This window comes from Pseudomonas sp. S3_C06, from assembly GCF_054667675.1.
Genome location: NZ_CP162747.1, coordinates 3835861 through 3854474 on the forward strand (window position 1 = coordinate 3835861; position 18614 = coordinate 3854474).

At 60.9% G+C, this 18614-nt stretch carries 15 protein-coding genes; 2 read left to right on the forward strand and 13 right to left on the reverse strand.

Annotated features, from left to right (window positions below; translation table 11 throughout):
* Positions 1–17: 17 nt before the first annotated feature.
* The 7 genes from AB4N44_RS17130 to hflK (AB4N44_RS17160) form a co-directional block, all read right to left on the reverse strand.
* Positions 18–806 carry an HvfC/BufC family peptide modification chaperone gene (locus tag AB4N44_RS17130; RefSeq protein WP_460108320.1) on the reverse strand — a complete coding sequence of 263 codons (789 nt, stop codon included), beginning with the start codon at positions 804–806 and terminating at the stop codon, positions 18–20.
* Positions 797–1642 carry an MNIO family bufferin maturase gene (gene bufB, locus AB4N44_RS17135; RefSeq protein WP_127930309.1) on the reverse strand — a complete coding sequence of 282 codons (846 nt, stop codon included), beginning with the start codon at positions 1640–1642 and terminating at the stop codon, positions 797–799. Before bufB ends, AB4N44_RS17130 begins: the two co-directional genes overlap by 10 nt.
* A 64-nt stretch (positions 1643–1706) precedes the next feature.
* Positions 1707–1958, reverse strand: coding sequence for a BufA2 family periplasmic bufferin-type metallophore (gene bufA2 / locus AB4N44_RS17140; RefSeq protein ID WP_150774640.1), 252 nt, complete (start codon positions 1956–1958; stop codon positions 1707–1709).
* 111 nt (positions 1959–2069) lie between these two features.
* Entirely contained in the window at positions 2070–3977 is a 1908-nt protein-coding gene (locus tag AB4N44_RS17145; RefSeq protein WP_160042415.1) for a heavy metal translocating P-type ATPase, read from the reverse strand.
* The gene (gene hflK, locus AB4N44_RS17150; protein ID WP_460108317.1) at positions 3974–5023 is read right to left on the reverse strand and encodes a protease modulator HflK; all 1050 of its coding nucleotides are present in this window, start codon (positions 5021–5023) and stop codon (positions 3974–3976) included. The genes AB4N44_RS17145 and hflK (AB4N44_RS17150) overlap by 4 nt, the downstream gene beginning before the upstream one ends.
* A complete protein-coding gene (hflC, locus tag AB4N44_RS17155; RefSeq protein ID WP_460108315.1) occupies positions 5020–6060 on the reverse strand; it encodes a protease modulator HflC in 1041 nt (346 codons plus the stop codon). Before hflC ends, hflK (AB4N44_RS17150) begins: the two co-directional genes overlap by 4 nt.
* The gene (gene hflK / locus AB4N44_RS17160) at positions 6057–8018 is read right to left on the reverse strand and encodes a protease modulator HflK (RefSeq protein WP_460108312.1); all 1962 of its coding nucleotides are present in this window, start codon (positions 8016–8018) and stop codon (positions 6057–6059) included. The genes hflC and hflK (AB4N44_RS17160) overlap by 4 nt, the downstream gene beginning before the upstream one ends.
* Positions 8019–8229: 211 nt before the next feature.
* Here hflK (AB4N44_RS17160) and lpdA point away from each other — a divergent pair, with 211 nt between their 5' ends.
* The gene (gene lpdA, locus AB4N44_RS17165) at positions 8230–9630 is read left to right on the forward strand and encodes a dihydrolipoyl dehydrogenase (RefSeq protein ID WP_150749902.1); all 1401 of its coding nucleotides are present in this window, start codon (positions 8230–8232) and stop codon (positions 9628–9630) included.
* 129 nt (positions 9631–9759) lie between these two features.
* Here lpdA and AB4N44_RS17170 read toward each other — a convergent pair whose 3' ends face one another.
* Positions 9760–10233: an Lrp/AsnC family transcriptional regulator gene (locus tag AB4N44_RS17170; RefSeq protein ID WP_064116528.1), complete on the reverse strand. Its 474-nt coding sequence runs from the start codon at positions 10231–10233 to the stop codon at positions 9760–9762.
* Positions 10234–10377: 144 nt separating this feature from the next.
* Here AB4N44_RS17170 and AB4N44_RS17175 point away from each other — a divergent pair, with 144 nt between their 5' ends.
* Positions 10378–11007, forward strand: a complete 630-nt coding sequence (locus tag AB4N44_RS17175) for a LysE family translocator (RefSeq protein ID WP_316917357.1) — start codon at positions 10378–10380, stop codon at positions 11005–11007.
* Here AB4N44_RS17175 and AB4N44_RS17180 read toward each other — a convergent pair.
* From AB4N44_RS17180 to AB4N44_RS17200, 5 genes are all read right to left on the reverse strand, one after another.
* A complete protein-coding gene (locus AB4N44_RS17180) occupies positions 11004–13142 on the reverse strand; it encodes a hypothetical protein (protein ID WP_460108308.1) in 2139 nt (712 codons plus the stop codon). The two genes, AB4N44_RS17175 and AB4N44_RS17180, sit on opposite strands and share 4 nt — an antisense overlap.
* Positions 13129–14313, reverse strand: a complete 1185-nt coding sequence (locus AB4N44_RS17185) for a DUF3142 domain-containing protein (RefSeq protein ID WP_460108305.1) — start codon at positions 14311–14313, stop codon at positions 13129–13131. Before AB4N44_RS17185 ends, AB4N44_RS17180 begins: the two co-directional genes overlap by 14 nt.
* A 148-nt stretch (positions 14314–14461) precedes the next feature.
* The gene (locus tag AB4N44_RS17190) at positions 14462–15286 is read right to left on the reverse strand and encodes a class I SAM-dependent methyltransferase (protein ID WP_127930319.1); all 825 of its coding nucleotides are present in this window, start codon (positions 15284–15286) and stop codon (positions 14462–14464) included.
* Positions 15287–15341: 55 nt separating this feature from the next.
* Complete coding sequence (locus tag AB4N44_RS17195) at positions 15342–16643, reverse strand: glycosyltransferase (RefSeq protein WP_460108303.1); 1302 nt, start codon at positions 16641–16643, stop codon at positions 15342–15344.
* Positions 16637–18214: a glycosyltransferase gene (locus AB4N44_RS17200; protein WP_238704366.1), complete on the reverse strand. Its 1578-nt coding sequence runs from the start codon at positions 18212–18214 to the stop codon at positions 16637–16639. The genes AB4N44_RS17195 and AB4N44_RS17200 overlap by 7 nt, the downstream gene beginning before the upstream one ends.
* Between the last annotated feature and the right edge of the window lie 400 nt (positions 18215–18614).

The following is an 18614-nucleotide window of genomic DNA, read 5'->3' on the forward strand; positions in this document are numbered from 1 at the left end:
GATTTGATTAGCCTTGGCTATCGTTGCAGACGCTCCAGCAAACCGTCTTTAACCCACTGTTTCAACCAGGTAACGGCTTGAAGTGGCGCGCCCTCACCATAAATGACTGCTAATTGTGTGCACAGTTCGGAGAAATTCCAGCCACCGGCGAGCAGGCCATTGAGGGCCGTGGCTTCGGCAGGATCGAGGCTGCGATAGTGACAGATCAGTTCGCAGCGCCAGATCAGACAGGCCTGTGGGATTTCGAGCACCGTGCTGTCAGGAAAGTCGGATTCTTCCTTCACCGAACGCCATAGCGAGAGACTGTTGAAGCGGCATTCCAGCCACTGCAGCGAAGGCGTTGGCTTCACCCGCAGCTCAGGCCATTCCTCTGGGGCCAGCGTCGCCATTGATTGCAGCGTCAACGGCTGACCCGCCGGCGCATCGAACGCCAGTGTAAACGCCCATTCAAGCGAGGCCAGTTCGGCCAGTGGCGCGCTTTGTTCCGGCACCAGATGCTCACGGATAAAGGCTTCGAAGCCTTTGCCCAGCCAGCGCAAGCTGTAATGCCCCGGCGGGGAATGGCGGATGTAAGAACTGGCGAGCCGATCGAATTCGTCGTCACCCATCCAGTGCAAGATCGCCACGAAGTCATTGCGCAAGACTTCCAGCAGACGCGCTTTGTAAGCGTTGTGATAGATCGCCAGTCCCGTGCCGACATCCAGTGTCGGGCCACCAATCAGGCTTTTGCCCAAGACCGGATTCGCCGTAGCGTCGTCGTCGAGCAGAAACGACTCGAACGCCAGTTGCCAGTCTTTCAGGCGCATTGCTGCCTCCCGGCCAAGACCTTGTCACCCAGTTCACGTGCCTTGTGCAATTCACCGAGCAGTTCTTCGAAAGGCGGAAAATGGTCGTCGCGTTCCAGCAATGTGGCCACCGGGCCGAAGTGTTCAAGTGTGCGTTGATAGAGCGCCCAGACCGGATCGCTCACCGGATGGTCGTGGGTGTCGATCACGTAATCACCGTAGTCGCTGTGCCCCGCCAGATGCAGTTGACGGACTTTGTCGACGGGCAGGCTGCGAATGAACGCCCACGGATCAAAGCCGTGGTTGCGTGAGCTGACATAGACATTGTTCACATCCAGCAGCAACTCGCAGCCAGTTATCCGGCTCAGCACTGCGAGAAACTCCCACTCGCTGAAATCATCCGCGGCAGCACGAACGTAACTGGAGACATTCTCCAGTACCAGCGGACGCTGCAGAATGTCCTGCACCTGCCTTACCCGGCCGGCAATGTAATCCAGACTTTCTTCGGTATAAGGCAGCGGCAGCAGATCATGCAACTGATGGGCATTGCCGCGACTCCAGCACAGATGATCGGAGATCCATGCAGGTCGGACCCGATCGGCCAGTTGCTTGAGTTGTTTGAGATAGTCCGGATCAAGGGCATGCGGCCCGCCGATGGACAGGGATACACCATGCATCACCAGCGGATAGCGCTCGGCGATGGCATCGAGGTAATACAGAGCCTTGCCGCCCTGCACCATGAAATTTTCCGAGACCACTTCGAACCAGTCGACATCCGGCGACTGCTCGAGGATCTGCTGGTAGTAAGCGCTACGCAGTCCGAGGCCGTAACCCAGGAAAGGCACAGAAGCTGACATAAGCGGACTCCTGATAAAAGTGGCCGCAGTGGCGCAAACCACTGCGGCGACACTAACCGGTCAGTTATTCGCCGACCTTGCCACCGGCTTTTTCGCAAGCCGCCTGAGTCATCGCCTTGAAGCCCTGACCTTTGCACGAACCCAAGCCTTTGCACGCGTGATCTTTGGTCTTGCAGTCGTTCTGGCCCTTGCAGCCATTCACGCCATAACAGTGAACGTTGGCATCAGCAGCCATCGCGTTAGTGGCAACACCGGCAAACAGGGTCGCGGCGGCCAAAGCGAGAGCGGCACCAGCAGCAGCGGTCTTGATAGTCATTTTTCTTATCCTCGGTAATCGTCAGGGGTGTCGGCTGGAAGGTTTGTTCAGTCCCGACATAGCACTAGAGAGAGCGCCCCCGAAGGCGTTACAGAAGATCAAAAATAATTTTCAAGGCTCTTCCTTGAGCTTCAATAACGGCTCCTGAAAGCGCAGCAACCGCCCGGCATTGCCCAGTACCAGCAGCGTGCTGAGGTTGTGCAGCAGCGCGGCGATCATCGCCCCGGCAGCGCCGAGCCAGCCGAATGCGGCGAACACGACGATGGCGAGCGTCCAGCCCAGACCAATGATCACGTTGACCTGCAACGTCCTGCGGCACTGACGGCTGAGGCGCACGCAGGTGCCCAGTCGGCGCAGGTCGCTGCCGATCAAAACGATGTCTGCCGAGGCCAGCGCAATGTCCGCACCTCCCGCGCCCATCGCCACACCAACCACGCCCGCCTTGAGCGCGAGCGAATCATTGATGCCGTCACCGACCACCATCGGCCGGAAGCCGTTGTCGATTTCCTTGAGCACACGATTGAGTTTGTCTTCGGGCAACGCCTGGGCTTCGACCTCATGCAACCCGACATCCTTGGCCAGCGACTGAGCCACGCTCTGGCGATCGCCAGTGAGCAACAGCTGTCGACCCAGACCCAGTTCACGCAATTCACTGAGGGCAAAGCGGGCCTCCGGTTTGACGCTGTCCGCCAGCAGCAGCCAGGCAAGGAACTCACCGTTGAGTGCCAGCCCGGCGATGGGGCCGTCATGATCGGGAATAGTTGTCGTAATAATGCCGAGTTGCGCGAACAACTCCGGGCGGCCAAGCGCCGCTTCGCCCTGCCCGGTCATGGCCACGACCCCGAGTCCCTGGCGCTCATGGATATCACTCAACGGTAAGCATTGGTCTTGAGTGACCAGCCCTGCGAGCGCACGACTGACCGGGTGGCTGCTCGCCGCCCCGAGACTGGCGGCGAGTGCCATGATCGCGGACGACTCTGCGCGCGGGTTGTCGATCGACTGCAAGCGCAAGGTGCCGTAAGTCAGCGTCCCGGTCTTGTCGACCACCAGTGAAGTGAGATCAGCCAGCTCTTCAAGAAACGCCGAGCTGCGAATCAGAATGCCGTGGCGTGCCGCCACTGCCACACCGGCAATCGCCGTCGCCGGGGCAGACAACACCAACGCGCAGGGACACGCCGCTACCAACACGGCGAGCATTGCCTGCGCATCATTGGTGATGAACCAGGTCACCGCCGCCAGCAGCAATACCAGCACCATGTAGCTGCCAGCGTAGCGTTCGAGCAAACGCGTGATCGGCGGTTTCGAGCGCTCGGCGTTCTGCATCAGAGCGATGACCTTGCCGAGCGTCGACTCATCGCCGGTTCGCGTCACTTCGATGCGCAACAGGCCGTCGAGGTTGATCGCGCCGCCAAATACGCTCATGCCGACGCCCGCCTCGACCGGCACTGATTCTCCGGTAATCGAAGCGGTGTCGAGGCTGGCTTGGCCAGACAACACCCGACCATCTGCCGGCACTCGATCACCGGCTCGCACTTCAACGGTGTCGCCTGCCTTCAATGTGCCGTTGTCCACTTCGATGATCGAGCCATCCGTCAGTACCTTACGCGCATGGCTGCGGGTCAGTTGACCGAGGGCATGAATTGCTTCCTGCGAACCGATGACGCTGCGTTCCTCCAGCACATGGCCGAAGATCATGATGATCGGCAGCAACGCCGCCGTCAGCAGATCACCGGTTGCCCACGCGCCGAGCATGGCCAGAGCAATCAGTTGATCTGTGATGCCATGCAGACTCGGATAACGCAGGCTGTACCACGCCGAACGCATGACCGGCACGGCGACCAATAAAGAAGCGAAACCCAACAGCAACTGGCTGACACCGGTTTGCTCCGGCACCAGCCAACGCCAGATCAAGCCCAGCCCCAGCAAGCCCAGTGCAAGCATGGCCAAGGTCAGTTGTCGGGCAGCGCGGCGTTGTTCGGCCGAGGACAACAGACTTGGTGCGGCGATGGTCGCGGTCATTTACTGGCTCCCTGAATGATCAGGCGGGAATCGTCTTTCGGGTTGACCGTGGTTACCGATCCGGCCTGACCGAGAATCTTCGGCATGCGCTCGCGATAAAGGCGCAGGAGCATTTGCGGGTCGGTGCTGCTGGCCAGACTCGATACCGTGGCGGTGTCGGCCGAGGCTTTGGCCTGGCGCTCACCGGCCTGCGCGTGAGCAACTTGCAGCGTGCGGTCGGCTTGTTGGTTGGCGGTCTGCGTGAGTTTCTCGGCGTCGGTGCGTGCGTTGGCCACGGCTTTGTCGGCTTGCTGACTGGCGGTCAACACCGCATTGAAAGCACTGACCGCCGGATCGGGCAGACTCGATTGCACATCGACCCGCGCCACCTCGATACCGATGCCCTGCCCGCTCACCTTCAACTCGGCCAAGCGTTTGTTGATGCCTTGCACCAGATCACCGCGCAGCCGTTCACGGCGTTCGGCCGCTTGATTATCGGCGCCGATCAACTCTGGGCGAGCCACCAGAATGGTGTCCAGATCCCGCGCGGCAGTCAGTGCCACAGCGCTGCGGGTGACCAATCGATCCAACGCCGGCAGCACATGATCAGCCTGCAAGACAAAGTCATAAGGATCGGTGACTTTGTAAAACACCCGCACATCCAGTTGCACCACCCCCGCATCACCGGTCAATAAATAACCAGAACCGGCCAGGGCATCGCTGATGGGTGCAGCGAACGATGCGACCCGATCGGCCTTGAGCGCCTCATCGCTGCGCAGCAGATTCTCGACGCGACATTCAATAACCCGATCGGCTGCCGGCAACAGAATCACCTGTTCGAAAGGCTGTGGCCAGGCCAACAAAAGGCCGGCGTTGTGGATGCGATCCAGCGCGCCGAAGTGTAGAACCACCGCTCGATTCTGCGGATCGATTTGCCGCACATTGGAAAACGCCCAAGCCAACGCGGCCAGTACCGTCACCGCATACAAAGCAAAAAACGCCAAACGCCCAGCCTGAATCCACGGACTGTTCAGCGCATGTGTTCCACGTGGAACTTGTTCATTCATGGCTGCAATCCGGATTTGCTGTCGAGTGTCGGCGGGCCGTCGACCAGCACGCGGAATGGCGCAGCATCGGTGCGCAGAATCAGTTTGGTGTCCGGCGTGACGATAGTGCCAAGGGTGTCCAGCGAACGAAGCAAGTTATACAGCTGCGGTGAACTGGCGTACGCACGGCCATAGATCTGTGCGGCTTCGACGCGAGATTGTGCTTCGATTTCTGCCGCTTTCACCGTGGCGTCAGCCTGCACAATTCGCGCATCGCGCTCGGCAGCGGAACGAATTTGCGCGGCTTCGCGCTTGCCAATCGCCGTACGCTCGGTGGCAATTGTTTCACGCTCGGCGCGCATGCGATCGACCGTGGCGGTGAGCGTCACCGACGGCAAGGTCAAACGCTCAATGCCGACCTGCACGACACGCACGCCATAGGTCGCGAGCAATTGCTGATCGATCTGCTGACGCAACTGAGCTTCGAAGTCGGCGATGCGCACCTGACTGGCATCGGTGTTGACCAGATTCGCCAGATCGAAACTGCTGGCGGTGGTTTCCAGTGCCGAGCCGACAAAGGTACGAATCTGCCGCGCAGCCTCATCCGGCTGGTTCTGCACTGCGCGCATGAATCGCTGCACGTTGTCCGGATCGCCCTGCACCTGCCACGCCACGTAGGCCTGGACGATGATGCGCAAACCGTCACGCGTGCCGACATCCTGCAAGCCGCTGGACGTCGTCCGTAGCCGCAGATCCACCGGGATCGCCGCTTCGAACGGCGCCGGCCAGCGCCAGCTCAAACCCGGATCGAGCAACACCCGCGATGGATTACCGAAACGGGTGATGACCGTGGCTTCACCGGAGCGCACTTGCACCAGGCTCGCGGCGGCGATGGCGAACGCCACCAGCAACACGGCCCAGCCCATGCGCCGCCACGGAAACGGCCCCGCCTCTTCCGGCGCACCGTGGTGATGGTGATGATGCCCATGATGATGTCCGCCGTGGCCGTGATCGTGGCCGCTGTGATCATGCGGTTGGTGCGTGTGCGACTGGCTCAATGGGTGACTCCTGGTTGAGCGGTGGTGCGCGCGGGCGTCGGGTCAGCCGGCAACGTGAAGGTACGCAGGTCGATGGTCGGCGCATTGCTGCTGCCACCGAGGCGATGATCGAGTACCAGCAATTTGGCTTTGCTCAGGCCCTGACTGAGCTGGCCGAGGTATTGCTCGAGCACGAAGGCCTGACCGGCACTGGCGTAGGCTTTTTGCTCGGCAGTGAATTTCAGATCCGCCGCTTGCGCCGTGGCACTGGTTTCCCGCGCATTGGCGCTGGCCTGATCGCGAGCAAGGCTGGCCTGCAACTGCGCCTGATTACTCGCTTCAGCAGCGGCGCCACGTTCGCGGGAGATCAACGCTTGCGCGCCGATCTGTGCGGCTTGCACGCTGTGATAGGCATTGGCGGCACCGGCCGGCGGGTGAATGGCTTCGACGACCGTGGCGAGAATCTCCACGCCACTGTTGAGTTGTTGCAAATCGCGTTGCACCGCACGACCGATCTCTTCGCCCAGCCCTACCCGATCTTCGCCGAGCAAACCGTCTAACGTGCGCGAGGCAAAATCGTGCACCAGAATCCGGCTGGCGGTGCTGCGGATCAGTGTCGGCACGTCGGCGCTGTTGTAGGTCGCCGCCACTGCTGCCTGATCAGTCAGGCCAATGCGATAGACGAAACGCACGTCCATGTTGACGATCTGAAAGCTCTGCTGATCGCCACGGCTGCTGGCAATGACTTGCGATTTGTCATTGACGTGACTGGCGTCCCACAAACGATTGGCTGTGAATGGCGCCGGACCTTCAGCAGGATCGGCTCGCACCGGCACCGGATTCTCGCCGACGCTGGTTGCCAATTCGTGCACCACGCCGTTTTCAACGATCAGCACGCGCCCCAGCGGCCACGGCAAACCTGTATGCAATCCCGGGCCGAACACCTGCACCGGTTTGCCGAAACGCTCATAAATGCCGCGGCCTTGCAGGGGGATTTCATGAATGCCGGTGAGCAACCACCCCACGGCAGCAACCAACGCCAGCACCGGCAGAAACGCCCGGCGCATGTAACTGAACGCCCAGATCTGCCGCAGATCGATGCCAAAACGGTTGTGCAATTCATGCTGCAACGCGAGCAATGGCTGTGGCGGCCAGCGCAGCATGCCGGCGACGAAACTGCGCGCCATTAGCGTCGGTTCGAGCTGTTCTCGGCGCGGACTGAAAATCGAAAGAACAGCGCGCAATAACAGCTCAATCGCGACCAATCCCGGCAATATCCCCAGCAGAACGGCGACGCGAACCGGCCAAATGGCGTTCTCGCTGGCGAACAGTAAGCACAGCGCCCCAAGCACCAGCGTGATGATTGCCACACGCGTCAGTTGTGCCAGTGAGCCCGCGTCCGGCCATTGCGCGGGATTTTCCTGTGCGAATTGTCGCTCCAGCACCAGCAAGCCGAACGCCAATAACAACGCCAGCGCCGCGCCGACTGTGGCGGATAAACCGACGGCCGCGGCGGGCAAAGCGAGGTTCCACACCTGGTCGATGCTTAACACCACCAGCAGCGCCAGACCGCCCAACCACAGGGTCGCCGCACCGATCTGGCCGAGCAGATGCAAACTGCACTGGCTCAGGCGCTCCAATAATCGCTCGTACCAACCTTGCGGCGCAGATTCTTCGTCCACGGCTACCGGCGTCACCGCGACAGGATTGATCGCCTGCGCTCGCCATTGCGTGACCCACCAAGCCGATTGCATCCCGGCAACCAACACCAGCAACGCCGCACTCTGATTGATCAGCAACGGCAACCACAACGACTGCGGAGCAAACAGGCCGACAAAAAACGCCAGCAACCACCCCGCTCCGGCCAATCCGCCAAGGCTGATCGCCCAACGTCGCAAGTGCCGGCTCTGCACGGCCGCCTGCTGAAAGCGCGGCAGTCCGGTCACTTGCGTGCCATCCACCTCCAGATCGACTTGCATATCACCCCAAATTCAATGGTCCGCTGTTCATATCGTTACGATATAACGAAAAGCGTGAAATATTCGTACACAATTACCCTTATTCAAAGATGCCCAACCTGTCGCTTGCCTGAAGCCTTGACCGAAAAGCCTCGAAACGCACATATTACGTTCATAATTTTTATCCGGAACTACTTTTAGCGATCCGCATCCATCAATCAGGAGCAAGCGCATGAGCAACTATGACGTAGTGATTCTGGGCGGCGGCCCCGGTGGTTATAACGCGGCGATCCGCGCCGGCCAGCTGGGCCTCAAGGCTGCTTGCGTGGAAGGTCGCGCGACCCTCGGCGGCACCTGTCTGAACGTCGGTTGCATGCCCTCCAAGGCCCTGTTGCATGCCTCGGAGCTGTATGACGCGGCGATGGGGGCGGAATTCGCCAACCTTGGCATCGAGGTCAAACCGACGCTGAACCTCGCGCAAATGATGAAACAGAAAGACGAAAGCGTGGCCGGCCTGACCAAAGGCATCGAATTTCTGTTTCGCAAAAACAAGGTCGACTGGATCAAAGGCTGGGGCCACATCGACGGTCCCGGCAAGGTCACGGTGACTGGCGATCAGGGCAACAAAATCGAACTGACCGCCAAGGACATCATCATCGCCACAGGTTCCGAGCCCACTCCCCTGCCAGGCGTCGAAATCGATAACAAACGCATCCTCGACTCAACGGGCGCGCTGTCGCTAAGTGAAGTGCCCAAGCATCTGGTGGTGATCGGTGCCGGCGTCATTGGCCTGGAATTGGGCTCGGTGTGGCGACGGCTGGGTGCGCAGGTCACCGTGGTCGAATACCTCGACCGCATTTGCCCCGGCGTCGATGGCGAGGCCGGGAAAACCCTGCAACGCTCGCTGAGCAAACAGGGCCTCGCCTTCAAGCTGAGCTCGAAAGTCACCAGCGCCACGTCTTCCGCCACCGGTGTACAGCTCAGCGTCGAGCCTGCGGCGGGTGGCAGCGCTGAACTGCTCGAGGCCGATTACGTGCTGGTGGCGATCGGTCGTCGTCCGTACACCCAAGGCCTGGGTCTGGAAAACGTCGGCCTGAGCACCGACAAACGCGGCATGCTCGCCAACAAACAGCATCGCACCGAAGCCGCTGGCATTTGGGTGATCGGCGACGTGACCTCAGGCCCGATGCTGGCGCACAAGGCTGAAGACGAGGCGATGGCCTGCGTCGAGCAGATCCACGGCAAGGCCGGCGAAGTCAATTACGACCTGATCCCCAACGTGATCTACACCCGACCGGAGCTGGCCAGCGTCGGCAAGACCGAAGAGCAACTGAAGGCTGAAGGGCGCGCCTACAAGGTCGGCAAGTTTCCGTTCACCGCCAACAGCCGGGCGAAAATCAACCATGAGACCGAGGGCTTTGCCAAAGTCATTGCCGACGAGCGCACGGACGAAGTACTCGGCGTACATCTCGTGGGACCGAGCGTCAGTGAAATGATTGGCGAGTTTTGTGTGGCGATGGAGTTCAGTGCTTCGGCCGAGGACATTGCGTTGACCTGCCATCCGCATCCAACAAGATCAGAGGCATTGCGCCAGGCGGCGATGAATGTCGAGGGAATGGCGACGCAGATGTAGGGTTCTGAAATCTTTATTGACCGGACTCCCGCTTTCGCGAGCAGGCTCGCTCCCACATTCGACCGCAGTCCTCCAGAAGGAGCGCGGTCACTGTGGGAGCGAGCCTGCTCGCGAAGGGTGCGACTCGGTCTACAGCGGAAGATGCCCCAAGGGCAAAGCCCCCGGCGTCTTCACCGTATGAATCGCAAAGTTGCTGCGAATATCGCTCACCCCGGGCAACTTCAACAGACAGCCGCTGAGAAAGCGGTCATACGCGCGCAAGTCCGGCACCACCACTTGCAGCAGAAAATCCGACTCTCCTGACACCAGAAACGCAGAAATCACTTCCGGCAATGCGGTGACAGCTTTGTAGAAGGCCTCGGCCTGCTCGTCGTTATGACGCTCGACCTTGACCCCGACAAACACCGTCAACCCCAGCCCGACCTCATCGCGATCGAGATTGGCCTGATAGCCACGGATCACCCCGGCCTCTTCCAGCATCCGCACCCGGCGTAGACACGGCGAGGCCGACAGGCCGATTTCGTCCGCCAGCTCGACATTGCTCAGGCGTCCATTGCGTTGCAGGGCCGCGAGAATCTTGCGATCAAAGGCGTCGAGTTTCATGTTTGGCAGATCCTGATAGTCGTTACGGTGAAAACCAGCAGGTTATGCTAAAGCAGCAGGCTTTTGAAGCGGACTACGCAAGCACCTGCCCCACCTTTCGGCCCTAGACTTGGCTCACCGAATCGACAACGAAAGGGGTGTAGCGTGGCGAGTCTCTGGCTGTTTTTCCTGGCATTGGCGGTGGTCTATCTGTTGCCCGGCCCGGACATGATCCTGCTGCTGCAAACCGGTGCCCGCCAGGGGCGCGGTGCGGCGCTGGCCACTGCCATCGGCCTGGGCGTTGCCCGTGGTTGTCACGTGGCCTTGGCGGCGTTGGGGCTGGCGGCGCTGTTCAAAGCCGCGCCGTGGACATTCGAGGCGGTGCGATTGGCGGGGGCGGCGTATCTGTTGTGGATCGGCATTCAATGCCTGCGCAGCACCCTGCTGCCGAACCTGACGACTGGCGAGGTGACCAACACCCACGGGCAATGGCGCGAAGCGATCCGTCGCGGTTTGCTGACCAATTTGCTCAACCCGAAAGCATTGCTGTTCTGCTCAGTGCTGTTACCGCAGTTCATCGTCACTGACGGTGCTCCGGTGCTGAACCAATTCGCCGTGCTCGGCATGTTGCTGGTCGGCATCGGTCTATTGTTCGACAGCGCTTACGCCCTCACCGGCGCCGCGCTGGGCCGTTGGCTGCAACACAGTCCAACGGCCCAACGCGTACAACAATGGCTGTTCGGCAGCCTGCTGATCGGTTTCGCCGTGCGCCTGACCTTCGTCCAGCAGGCTTAGCCTTTGCGGGCCTTGCGCTGGCGACGACTGATCAACAGCAACGCAGCGCCCGCGACCAGCACAACCGCGCCGATCTGCACCGGCCACTTGTACGGCCGCAACGACGAGCGCACAGCATCGGTTACCTGAGTGACGTAACGCTTGTCGGCGTTTTCGAAATCCGGGTACGGGCACTGATTGCCGAAGTCCACCGCCCACGGTACGAACGGGCCTTCCTTGATATAGCGCTGATACAGCGCGCTCTGATCTTCCAGGCTGCTGTTCCAGCCTGCGGCGTTGCACAACACAGCGGCAAATGCCTGACTGGTGTGCGGCAGGTTGTCGGCGGCGCGACCGGCCAATGCGGTGGCGACAAACCGATAGTGATAACGCTGATCCGGTTGCGCGGTGCTGGCCTGCTGACGTTTGATTTCCGCTTCGGACACCAGCGGGCCGACTTTCAACTCAACACTTTCCAGGCTGTAGTTGCCACCGAACGTGGCGTAGTCCGGCGCCATCTCGTAACCGAGAATATCCATGCCCCATTCACGCGCCGTCCACGCGGCGTTATACAACGCACTGGCGCGTTTGGTCGGCCACCACGCGGCATCAGCCTTCAGCCGTTGTTCGCCGTAGAGGCGAGCCTTGTTTTGCAGGTCGGGATTGTCGAAATAAGCCACCGCGTCGGCGTAATGCCCTTCACGCAACAGGCGCCGACCGAGCAGATTGCGCAGGCTGGCGGCGACCGGCAACGGCACGTAGTTGTCGCGCTCCTGCTGGGTCAATGCGGGCGGCGCCGGGACGTTGTCGTCGACGTATTTTTTCAGTTCTTCGACCGTCAGCACGCGTTCGGCCACGGTCGCAGCGTCGAACCAATAGGTGCTGTTGCTGCGATACAACTGCACGAAGGCTTGCAGGTATTCGCCGCGCTGCAAGGCGAGAATCGCGCTTTCGCCCTCGACCCGGCACTTCGGCTGAACGGCTTCATACGCCCAGTCCGGCGTGCGCCGGTAACCCCAGTCTTCACTCTGCGGGAAGGCCTGCGCGGCTTTCGAATAGGCGGCGGCCGCGGCATTTTTATCGCCGTCACGCACCGCCAGTTTCGCCCGTAGCCACCACGCCAATCCACCGTCGCCGGCGTTCTCGAGAAAAGCCTTGGCCCCAGCGTAATCACCCTGTTGATAACTCATCGCCGCCAGACGATCCGCGTTTTCCAGACTGCCACGGGTGCTGTTTTGCAGCAGCTTGACCAGTTTCTTCTCGTTCGGCGGCTCGTCGCCGAACGACCAGCCCTGGCGGCTGACCAGCGAGGCCGTCACCAATTGCTGCACGGATTTGTGCTGGAGCAACTCAGCCAGTTCGGCCTCGGGCAACTCCGCCAGTTCGTTCATCAATTGCTTGAGCGAGGTGTAACCCACCGCTGAGCCATGCAGATTCTGCGCTTCATACAATTCAATCGCGCCGTTCCAGTCGCCGGCGGCGCGCACAACACGCGCCTCTTCGCCAAGACTGGCAACACCCAGTTCCAGCGGATCGCTGAAACCATCGATGCTCAGTTGCCGGGCCTGCCGGAACGCATCACGCGATCGCTCCAGCGCGACGACTTTATCCCCGGCCTCGCTGCTCATGGCGAACAATGTACGCCCGAGAGAATACGCCGCCCACGTACTGCGCAACGGACGCTGATCCGCCGGCAGCGCCAGCAGCTTGTTGAAATAATCGACGGCGAGTTGATGCTCGCCCGTGGCAAATGCCACCGCGCCGGCCACGTACAAACGGATTTCCGCCGGCAGGCTGGCGCCCTGCACCTCGACCTGACGTGCATCGGTCAGCTCGCGCAATTGCTTGACCAGTACTTGCTGCTCGGCACTCAGGCCAGCCTGCTCGGCTTTTCCGCGCGCCTCGGCGGCCGCGTTTTCCTCGCCGTACAGGTCGTTGGGATTGTGCGTTGCAGCGGTGACGTTCTTCAGCCCGGCAATGGTTTTGCCGAGGCGACTGAGTTCGAAGTTGAAGTTGCCCTCAGGCAGATCCGCGAGAGTCTGCCCGCGATTGTCGAGCAGGCGCATGGGGAAATCCGGCCCGCAGGCGAACGCCGAACCCAGCGGCAGGCAGAGGCTCAGGCAGAGCAGATGGCGGGGCCAGTTACGGGTCAACATGCGAACCTCCTTGATCAATATTTGCGCAACGCGCCCAACCGATGACGCGTTGTCCACCCGCCGGCAATCGGCCGTCGCGCAGGCGGGTGAAGGTAAGCAGATCCGGGCTTTGTTGCAACGAGTAACCGGCGAGCGCATCGGCGCCTTCACAGTTTTGCGCCTTCAGCGTGATTTGCACCGGCCAGGCACTGTCGAGATTGCCCGGGTTGTCGAGTTTGATGTCGTACAGACCGCTGTGTTCGCTGAACGTCACGCCGAGCCGACTGACGAGTTGATCGCCACGGGCGACCGCGCGCAGGGTGGTCAGGCTCCAGGCGCGGCGATCATTGGCCAGCGGCAGACGAAACCAGATCAGACCGGCCAGATGCGCGGGCGGGCTCTCGCGCAAGGCCTTGCCGAGTTGGCTCAACTGCTGCGGATCGGCGAGCAGCTCCCGGCGCTCACCGACCCGCTCTATTTGCACTTCGCTCTCCACCACCGGCGCCCCGCCGTCATCCGGCAACAGCGCGACACCGTAAGCCGGCAGCGCGAGATAAAAAGGTTTATCGGTGATTCGCGCCCAGGCCTTGGCCCACTTCAACGCCTGATCAGGATCGAACAATCCCCGACGCGGATCGCTGACGGCGTGGACTTGCAGCACACTGCTGTCGACGGTGTGCAGGAGCGCGGGCAACTGCGCACTGTCGAGCCAGGCTGGCAGTGCGGTGATGCTCAGCGGGATATCTTTCGGCAATGCCGAGCGCAGGTGTTTGAGGAATTCAGCGTAGACCGGCAAGCGTGCGTTACCGGCGTCGTGATCGATCTCGACGCCGCTCAGCGTCAGGCCTTGCGCCTGCCACTCGGCGAGTACCTGAAGAATCTGCGTGGTGACTTGATCCTGATCCAGCGACTTGAGCTGGCCGTCGAGACGAATCACCGCGATCAACGGGCGGCCATCGGCTTTCAATAACGGCGCATCGATCCGGGCGCGACTCCATCCTGCGTTTGGAAAGGCCTGCAGCGCGAGGACGCGCAGTGTCGAGAAGTCATCGTGGCTGCCACGCAGCGCCAGCGCATGGGCCGGCGTCCATTGGCGTTGCCAGATGTAGAGTTGTTGGTCGAGGGCTGGCGCATCGCGCTGCTCGCAACCCGACAGCAACACGCCCAAAAACAGACCGACAATAAACCGCATACCTTCCAACCCCAGACCACACAAGGCTGCAAGGTTACACAAAACCTTGTGGGAGCGAGCCTGCTCGCGAAGGCATTGTGTCATTCAACCACGATGTCGACTGACACGGCCTCTTCGCGAGCAGGCTCGCTCCCACAAAGGAAAGTGCTCAGGGTTTACGGGCAATGATGACCTGGCTCTTCGCGACAACGGCATCCAGCGCCTGTTTGATCTGCGCCCCACGCGGCGAGTCGAGCACCGCTTGCCAGGTGTCGGCCCAGTGATTGAGCAGCGGATGATCCGGGTGGCTGAATTCGACCTTGGCCTCCCAGAACAGCAGCATCCACATCGACCAGTAAAATCCGTACTGGCTGTGGCTGATGATCTCCAGCCCTGCCTCGCTGACCATCGCCTTGAATTGCTCTTCGCTGATGATGCGAATGTGGTTGGGCTTCTGGAAATACTCGGCGGCGGCGATGTCTTTTTGCAGGTCTTCGGAACTTGGGTGCGGCACGCTCAACAGGTACAGCGCGCCCGGCTTGCCGACACGTACCAGTTCAGCGAGAAACTGCGCCGGGTCGTCGACATGCTCGATGACTTCGGTGGAAACCACGCGCGTCGCCGTGGCGTCGGCGATCGGCAATGGGTTGCAGTCGGTGACGTGGCATTCAACGTCCCGTGCTGGCGTGTCACTCAGGCGCTGGCGGGTCGCTTCGACTTTGCCTGCGTCGATGTCGGCGATGATGATTTTCGCTCCGCGCATGCCGCAAAAATGCACGTTGCCGCCATCGCCGCAGCCGACGTCGAGCAGCGTGTCATCGGCAGTCACCGGGAAGCCTTTGAACAACTCGCCGGTTTCCTGATTGAACCAGCCACTGAGCATCGCATCGTGCAGGCCGAGCATGTACGGATCGGTCTTCCCGGCAGCTGCGACTGGCAGCTCCGGGGCCGGTGCAGGCGTGCCCGCCGTGAGTTTCTTCAAAAGGCTCAGCATGAGGTGGCTCCAGGAGATGGGACGACGGTTCGGGACGTGCCGAGGTGTTTGCTGTTCATGCTTCACGGACTTCCATGGCAGCCAGGCGTTGCTCGAACAACTGCGCAAGGAACACCTGCAGGCGCTGTTCAGCCACGGCCTGACTGCAGAAACCTTGCAGGCTGTTGACCGCTTGCGCCGACATCTGTGCATAACGTGCTGGCTGGTTTTTCGCCACCTCGTAACTGGCTTTATAGGCCTCGCACAACGACGCCCAGTTGGTCACGTAACGCAGCGTGCGGAAGGCCCGGCGCGGGTCGTGCGGCCAAGCGGTGAGTTCATCGGTGGACTCGATCAGGAAGGCGTTGTCGGCGCTCAGGTAATCGATCATCGCCGTGGTGCGCGGCGCCACCGCCGGTTTGCCGCAGGACATGAACTCCATCAGCGGCAAGCACTGACCTTCACCATATGAGGTGTTGACCACGTAACGGGTGGCCTGCACCAGCCGCTCGTAATCAGGGTCGGCGAGGTAGCCGTAGATCAGCACGATGCGGCAGCGATAGGACTGGTTTTTGTACAAGTGATGCAGGATATCGCCGAGCGCTTCTTCGGCGTCGTGATGAGTCAGTTTGAGCACCAGCGTGGCATCTTCGACGTCGCGAAAACTCACGCAAAAAGCGCTGAGCATGTCTTCCCAGTTCTTGCGTCCGTCACCGGGATTGAACACTGACGTGTACACCACCCCGTCCAGCAACAACGCCTGCTCGGTAATCGGCGCGGCAAAATCAATCCCTTCGCCATTGCGCAAATGCGCCGGGCCGAACGCATTCAGATCGAGGGTTCGACTGTCCGCCACCAGGCCTTTGATGGTCAGGCGCAGCGGCTCAGTCGCTACTTGCCCCTGCAATTGCGCGCCGCGTGCGGCAAAGCGATCCCACACCGGCGCCGGTACCGCGACGATCGGATAATTCTGCGTCATCGCCTCGCGTACGGCGTTGACCGTGTAACTGGAATGGGTGATCGCCGCGCCACAGGCTGCCAGCACGGTGCGCCAGTCGTTGCGCGGTTCACCGGCAAACGGCTCGTTGGGAATGGTGCTGAATTCCCAGGCAAATACCGGCAACGTCGGACACGCCAAATGCACCGGAGTGCGGTGCGGCGGCGAGAACGACAGAAACACACAGGGCTCGCCACGGCTCAGGCATTCCCGGTACAGCGTATCGACTTCGGCTTGGGGATCGAGCACTTCCACCACCCGCCCGAGCCGTTCGAGCACCGGACGATATTCCTTGAGCACGAAGTAATAGCTGTACTCCGAACGCCCGAGATTCTGCGCAATGGTGTGCTGGTTGGTTTCCGAATGAATGATGATCAGCATGAGGCGTTATCCGTCACGGGCGTGGCATCGGCAGACATGGGCGTCAGCGCGAAAAAGTCCGCCATGCGTTTTTGCACCGGCGCGAACGCGCAGTAATCGTGCATGCGCTCGACGGCAGCCACCGACATCCGCTGATAGTCCTGTGGCCGGGCCTTGGCCATCTGATAGCTGTTTTCGTAGGCGCTCTTCAGCGAGCCCCAGTCCGGGCGGTAACGCAACGTGCGGTAGATGATCCGCGTGTCCTGCGGCCAGATCGTCAGCTCTTCGCTGGACTTGACCACGAACGCCACTGCGTCATCGATGTAATCTTCCATCGCCGTGTGATCGGGAGCGATCACCGGCTTGCCGCTGGACATGAACTCCATCAGCGGCAGGCACAGCCCTTCGCAGCGCGAGGCATTCACATAGAAACTCGCCGCCTGATAGAGCCTGGCGTACTGCGCGTCGTCGAGGTAACCGTGCATCACCACCACCCGACAAGCGAACGGCGTGAGCTGCGCGAGCAAGGTCATCAACTCGCTGTAGTAGGAGGCCAGATCGTTCTGGGTAATCTTCAACACCAGCGTCGCGTCGGACGTTTCACGAAACGCCCAACAGAACGCGGTAATCAGTTGGTGCCAGTTCTTGCGACCATCCTTGGGGTTGAACACCGTGACGTAAACCACGCCATCGACCGTGGTCTCGACCACTGAGGTAGTGTCCGGCAAATCCAGTGGCACGGGTTCCACAACAGGCACCGGCAGCGCGCCACACACCGCCGGCAGGCGTTGTTCGAGCCAGCCGTGCAGCGTGTCCGGCACCAGGTCGCGAATGCCTTCCCAGTACCAGTTGTAGAGAAATTTCACCCGTGGCACCGGCTCGACCTGCTCGTGCCCGAGATTCAGCGCCCACAGCCGCAGGTAATGCCGGGCAATGACGAAGCGGCGTTTGAGGGTCAGCGGTGGCGGGCGCGCGGCTTCGATTGCAGCGGCCAGCGCGGCTTCCTCTTCCGGCGTTATCGGCGTCGGGATCAGTGCGTCGGCGCAGAGGCCGAGAGTGCGAGTATCGAAAATGCAGCCCTTGATCGCCAGCGATGTGCCCGGATTCACCGGTGTACTCAGCGTCTGCTGACGAATCGTTGCGAAGTTTTCCCACAGCGGTGTTGGCAATACCAACACCGGAAAGTTTTCGCCCATGGCACGACGAATTGCCCGGGCGGTGTGGCTCGACAGCGTGATAACGCGGCCCTGACGGGCAAGCATCTGCGTCCAGTCCTGACGCGGGTCGTTGTCCCACTGCTCATCAGGAATCGAATCGAACTCCCAGGCCACCACGCACATCGTCGGGCATTCCAGGTCGACCGGGGTTTTCTGCGGCGGGGTGAACGACAGGAACAGGCTGTCTTCGCCGGCGACGAGCAACTGTCGATAGAGCGTATCGACATCGGCGGGAGAGGCCACCACGTGCACGCGTCCAAGACTTTCCAGCACCGGGCGATAGGCCTTGAGTACAAAGTAATAGCTGTATTCGGGGCGCCCGAGACTCTGGCTGATGGAACTGTCGTTGACGTCCGAGTAAAGAATGAAATTCATGGCATCCCACGATGAAGGCGCCATCCCGGTACCTTCATGCTATGACGGCCGTGCGCTGGATCGAGTCGGCATGGCCGGCCCTCGTCCTTCGTCATCGGGTACGTCTTCGTTCTTGTTTTAGTGGTCGGTTTCACCCTGCGTCGCGGTTCCCGAATCAAAGCCCGGGATTTGGCGACGAGGGGCATTCTAAACACATCCGTCGAGGATTCGTGAACCGCCCGGCGAGAATAAATCCGCTACGCTGACGAGAACTGACCAGTCACGGTATGGCCAGTTGAAATTGCTCGGCAATTGGCACAGATTGGCAGCAAATAACTACAACAACGTTTTCGCCTGTCGTCTTAGCGGTTTTTTTTCCGACCGGTCTGACAGCCCCTTCTCTAGAGCCTGTAGGAAGTGC